The sequence below is a fragment of the Streptomyces sp. NPDC001536 genome, from assembly GCF_042894505.1.
In the GTDB taxonomy this organism is placed as follows: Bacteria; Actinomycetota; Actinomycetes; order Streptomycetales; family Streptomycetaceae; genus Streptomyces.
In genome coordinates, this window is the sequence record NZ_JBIAVQ010000042.1 from 1 (window position 1) to 6,164 (window position 6,164).

The following is a 6,164-nucleotide window of genomic DNA, read 5'->3' on the forward strand; positions in this document are numbered from 1 at the left end:
GCGCGCGGTCTGCTCCGCAGACACGACGCGCCGCCGCTACGCGGCGGATTCCGCGCTTCGCGCGGAAGAGGCGGAACTCCGTTCCGCCTGCCGGGATCACTCCGTGATCCCGGGGTCCGGCCTCCGGCCGAACCCGTCTCGTACCGGCCTGCTCCGCAGTCCCGTACGAGACCTGACATGCCCTCCGGGCCTGCCAGGAAAGCAGCAGCTACAGGAGGGGCACGGTGCGTCAGCCGCCTTGCGGTGACGTCTGCTTGACGCCCCGTCAAGTCATGCTGCTCCCGCCGAAATCGGCCAGCCCGACCACTTCCGCTCACTTTCGAGCAAGTCTAGTGCGTCACTCTCATGCGCGGCTTGTGTCTGGGATGATGGCAGGGTACCTCTCCCCCGGATCGCCCGGGCGTGGGGGTTGTCATTTTGGAAATCGGATGGAATCTGGATTGACACTGGATTCTCTCTCTATGCGCCCGAGAATGCGAGGCACTGTGGCTCAGATGGAATTGAGGCCGCATCAGGCTGAGGCTGTCGATAATGTGGTCCGTATTCTCGGCATGCCGCCTGGTGGCCATATGCCGCCCGAGGGTCTGCGGACGCAGGTTATCTCCGCTACTGGCTCCGGTAAAAGCCTGATTGGTGCGGAGTCCGCGCGTCGCCTTTCGGCCCGTCGGGTGCTGGTGGTGGTGCCGACGTTGGATCTGCTGACGCAGATGGCCGGCGCGTGGCGTCGGGCGGGTCGGTCGGGCGCGATGATCGGGGTGTGCTCGCTGCGGGCGGAGGAGAGTCAGGGGCTGCCCTGTACGACGGATCCTGACGAGCTGGTGGCGTGGGTGGAGGGGCTGGAGACTGTCACCGTCTTCGCCACTTATGCGTCGGTGGGTCTGCGGATTCTCCAGCGGGCGCACGCGGTGGGCCTGGGGGTGTGGAGCCTGATGGTCGTGGACGAAGCTCATCGGACCAGTGGGGACGGGTTGAAGCCGTGGGCGGCTGTGCACGACCAGGCGCAACTGCCTGCCGAGCGGCGGCTGTACATGACCGCCACCCCGCGCGTGTGGGAGGCCGACGGCGAAGGCGAGCGGCCCCGACTGGTGGCCTCGATGGAGGACGGCTCACCGCAGTTCGGGCCGGTGGCGTACAAACTCACCCTGTCCGAGGCGATCGGGCGTGGCATCGTCGCCCCCTACCAGGTGCTCTGCCTGGACATCCGCGATCCTGATCTGTACGCGGCGTTGAGCAGCGAGGACACCGGATCCGACGCGGTGCGTGGGGCGCGGCTGGCGGCGGTGCAGACGGGGTTGATGCACGCTGCGGTCAAGGAGCGGTTTAGGCGGGTGCTGTCGTTCCACAGCCGGGTGGGCGAGGCGGAGGCGATGGCGGCCGCCGTGCCGGTGACGGCACGCCGGCTCGCCGAGGACGACCCGGACACCTACCCGCCCGCCGAGCAGGTGTGGGCGGACTGGCTGTACGGCGAACACGCCCCCGGACACCGCCGCCAGGTACTCGATGAATTCGCCTCCGATTTCCTCGGAGGACCCGAATTTGAGAATGAAGATGTGCGGGCTGAATTGCGGGTGCTTTCCTCAGTTCGCGTTTTGGGTGAAGGTGTCGATACCGCCGAATGTGATGCAGTACTTTTCGCGGATGCGCGGGGTTCGATGGTCGATATCGTGCAGATGGTCGGGCGCGCACTCAGGTTGCATCCAGGACGCGGGAAACTCGCCACACTAATCGTTCCGGTATTCCTCGGGCCGGACGAAGATCCGGATGAAATGCTCACCTCGGATGCCTACAACAGCCTCACCAAGGTCCTCGGAGCCCTCCGGGCACACGATACCGACACCATCGAGGCGCTTGCCGATCCCCGCCTGCGCAACAGCAGTTGGCAGCCTGAGGACGGCGACGGCGAGGACCTGGCGCAGGACACTGACGGTGAGGACGGCCAGGAGCAGGACCTCGTTCCGGCAGTGGGGGCCGCGGCGGCGGGAGTGCTGCGGTTCACCGAGGAACGCGACCCGGCCGTCCTCACGCAGTTCGTCGGGCTGCGGGTCATCGACCCTGAACGCGCCTACTGGCTGCGCGGCATCGAGGCCGCCACAAGGTGGCTGCGCGAGAGTGGCAACAGCGAGCTGCGCGTGCCCTACACGTTCGTGTGTCCGGAGGACTGGGACAGTAGTGCGGGACATCCACTGGGGGTCTGGGTCGCAGATCAACGCCGCTACTACGCGGCCGGGACCCTGGACGCCAAGCGGGTCACCACGCTGGAGAACCTCGGCATGGTCTGGTCCGTGCACGCCTCCGCGTGGGAGGCCGGCCTCGCCGTGGCCCGCGACTACGCGGCCGTGCACGGCCACTGCCTGCCGGGCAACTCCGTCGTCTGGGACGGGTTCACCCTGGGGACCTGGATGAAGAACATGCGCGCTGCGGCCAGGAAGACCCGTGAGAACGCCGCACGCCGCGCGAACGGGGAAACCGGCATCTCCTACGCCGGGGAGCTGTCCGAGAGCCGCATGGAGGCCCTCAACGAGATCGATCCCGGGTGGGCGCCGGAGTGGGACATCACGTGGCAGCGCTGCTATCGGCTCACCCTCGCGCACGTGACGGCAGGCGGGGCGCTCCCGGCCGGGCCGGGGGACGTCGTCGTCCAGGGCGAGGACCTCGGGGTGTGGATCGCGGGGCAGGTGGCCGGGTGGGACCGGCTCGTGCCCGTCCAGCAGTACCTCCTGGAGACCATCGGCGTGGACCCCGAAAGCGGGGGCGTGGTGGTGGCTCCGGCGCGGCGGTCGCAGGGCGACCGGTGGGCGGCCAACCTCGCGGCCGCCCGCCAGTTCCACACCCGGGAAGGGCACCTACGGCCGACGCGCAAGCACGTCGAGATCGTCGACGGCGAGGAGATCAAGCTCGGGTCCTTCCTGGACAACACCCGGCGCCGTGCGGCCAAGCTGCCAGTCGAGCGGCGTGCGGATCTCGATGCCCTCGGCATGCGCTGGTAGACGATGCAGGCCGGGGCAGCGCAGTCAGAACTTTTCGCCCCCAGCCTGCTGGCGCTTCAGCCACTCCAGCAGATCGACCGCTTTCAGCGTGTCCGGATGCTCCAACCCCAACACCCGACGCCGCGCCTCCAACGTCTCCTCCCCCAACACCACCGCCTCCTCCACCCGACTCACATCCGCCAGATCAACGGCCAGGTTGTACGCCGAGCTCAGCGTGTCCGGATGCTCCACCCCCACCACCCGACGCTGCACCTCCAACGTCTCCTCCCCCAACACCACCGCCTCCCCCACCCGACCCATCGCCGCCAGGTCAATGGCCAGGTTGTACGCCGCGGCCAGCGTGTCCGGATGCTCCACCCCCAACACCCGACGCCGCACCTGCAACGTCTCCTCCCCCAACACCACCGCCCCCTCCACCCGACCCGCAGACGCCAACCGGCTGGCCAGGTCGTACGCCGTACGCAGCGTGTCCGGATGCTCCACCCCCAACACCCGACGCCGCGCCTCCAACGTCTCCTCCCCCAACACCACCGCCTCCTCCACCCGACCCACAGCAGCCAGATCGGCGGCCAGGTTGTACGCCGTACGCAGCGTGTCCGGATGCTCCACCCCCAACACCCGACGCTGCACCTCCAACGTCTCCTGGCCCAACACCACCGCCTCCTCCACTCGACCCACCTCCGCCAACTCGATGGCCAGTCCGGTCGCCGTGAGCAGCGTCTCCGGATGCTCCGACCCCCACACCCGACGCCAGCCGGTCAGGGCTTCTTCGCGAAGGGCCAATGCTTCCTCGTGCCGTCCCAATGCCCAGAGCCGGGCGGCAAGGTTGTGGGCGCTGGCCAGGGTGTCGGGGTGGTCGTCGCCGCAAAGGCGTCGGTGGCGGGCGAGGGTGTCTTCGTCCAGGGCGCGGGCGCGTTCGTGGTCCTGGGTGTCGCCGTAGGCGCGGGCCAGGTTGTTGGCGGCCCGCAAGGTGTCGTCGTGGTCGGGGCCCAGCTGCTGCAGGCAGGTGTCATACAGCCGTTGCAGCCGTTCACGGGCCGGGCTGGCCTGCCCGCGGTCCATCAGATACCAGCACGCCTCCCCCAGCACGTACCGTCCCCGGCTGGTGGTGAGTTGGGTGGGGTCGACGGCCAGGGCGTGCGGGAGCAGGACCTGCCAGGCCGGCCAGAACCGCGGCTCACCGGCCTGTCCTGGGTAGGCCGCGGTCAGGAGTGCTTCGGCATCCGCCATCGCCTGGCCGTGCTCCTGGCTAGTCATCTGTCCCTTGAGCATCTCCTGGGTGAGGCGGTGCAGTTGGAGGGTGCCGTTTTGGACGCGGGCCAGTCCGTGCCGGGCGACCGCCTCCACCGCACCTGCCGCCCCCAGCCGCGAACCGACCGTCTCCCTCAGGAGAGTGGAGGCCTGGTCGGGGAGGTGGCCGGCGCAGGTGGTCAGGGGGAAGGGTTCGGGAGCCAGCAGGGCCAGCGCATCCACCACCGCGGCCGCTGCGGGGTGGTCGGTCTCCAGGCGGGTGCGGGTCAGGCGGACCTGCGCGGCCAACGCGTACGGGTAGCCGGGCAGATGGCCTTGCGCCATCACCTGAACCAGGTTCGCCTCCAGCTCCTCCTTCAGATCCGCCGCCGACAAGCCCCGGGTCAGCAGTGCAGCCGCCTGGGCGAGGGCGAGCGGCAGGTCATCCAGGGTGGCGGCGATGTCGTCGGCGTCCGCGTCGGTCAGGTCCGCACCCTGGGCACGCAGCAAGGCCACGGATTCAGTGCGGGAGAGAGTGTCGATGTCGAGGGGGACGGCGTAGCTGTTCCAGTGCGGGTTGCGGGACGTGATCAGTACGTGGCCCGGACCGCCGGGCAGGAATAGGGCGAGCGCGCCTGGGTCTTCGGCGTTGTCGAACACCAGCAGCCAGCGTGAACGTGTGCGCAGTTCGGCGAGCAGGACGGGGACCACGTCAGCGGACGGTGTCCCCGCGGGCGCGGCACCGGTGTGCAGGGCGAGCGCGGCGAGCTGGTCGGGGATGAGCGCGGGGTCCTCCGATGCCACCCACCACACCAGCTCGTACTCACCCGCGAACCGGTGCGCGTACTCGATCGCCAGCTGTGTCTTGCCCACCCCGCCCCGGCCGTGGAGGGCCTGGACTGCCACTCGCTGACCGGACGCCAACGCCTCCCGCAGGTGCACCAGCATGCCGTCACGGCCGGTGAAAGCCGCGTTGCGGACCGGAACATTCCACACCCGCGGCAGACTCCCCGGCAGCCGCGGACCACTACCGCTCACCTGCGCCAGCATCCCCGGCGGCCGCGACGGCGCCCGGAGTGGCCGGGACGGACCCTCCACCGCCCGCAACAGCTCTTGGCGTGCGGCATGGTCGTCCAGCCCGAACACGTCCGGAGCCAGGAGGGAACTCAGGACCGCCGGCACGGTGGTCTCGGCGATACGGACCGGAGTGATCTTCTCCCGCCGGGCGACCATGGCGGTCCACTCCGGTGTGGTGAACCGCTCCGGCTCGAAGTACGCCGGGGAGAACAACGCCAGGAACCGGCCCCGCTCCAGAGCCGCGTTCATCTTCAGGACGAAGTTGTCGCCCGCACCCCAGTCCCAGTAATCCAGCTCCACCTGGTGCCCGGCGTCCAGGAGCTGCCAGCCCACCCACTCCGCCCACGCCCGATCCGCCCCGGCGTGGCTGATGAACCAGACCGTGTCCGACGTGCCGTCAGACGCCCCCGTATCGCTCATCCGTGCCCCCGCACCGTGCCGCCGTACGTCACCAACCACCCTATGACCAGCGGCCCTTGACCGGCCCCGCGTTCACCAGCATCCATCCCAGGCACCGGGAGGGTTCGGGCGGCCGCGTTGCACGCCGTCAACGCAGGCCCGCCGCGGTGCTCCGCGGAAAGCGCCTCGACAGTGCTGCGCCCGCCAAGACGGGGGAGCCTGGCGGGCGCACCAACAGTATGGCCCGCAACGGCCAACCGTTCCGCCGGAACGAGCGGCACAGCCACGCCGAGACCAAGAACCCATGAAGGCACTGCGGAGATCGACCCCGGATCGGCGCCAGAGGGGCGCGAGATCGGCTGGCCACCCTCGTATCGGCTACTGAGGTTTTCGGTTCGGGGTGACGTCATGGCGGCGTCGTGATCAGCTGAGTTTCGGCGATGAAGCCGTCGAGCAGGTCGTGCCGGTATT

The 6,164-nt window shown here is 69.3% G+C and carries 2 protein-coding genes; one reads left to right on the forward strand and one right to left on the reverse strand.

From position 1 onward, the window contains the following. Positions 1-494: 494 nt before the first annotated feature. Positions 495-2,987 carry a Helicase associated domain protein gene (locus ACFY0U_RS45590; protein WP_388646445.1) on the forward strand — a complete coding sequence of 831 codons (2,493 nt, stop codon included), beginning with the start codon at positions 495-497 and terminating at the stop codon, positions 2,985-2,987. Between the two features lie 24 nt (positions 2,988-3,011). Here ACFY0U_RS45590 and fxsT read toward each other — a convergent pair whose 3' ends face one another. Next, complete coding sequence (fxsT, locus tag ACFY0U_RS45595) at positions 3,012-5,714, reverse strand: FxSxx-COOH system tetratricopeptide repeat protein (RefSeq protein ID WP_388646447.1); 2,703 nt, start codon at positions 5,712-5,714, stop codon at positions 3,012-3,014. Positions 5,715-6,164 lie beyond the last annotated feature (450 nt).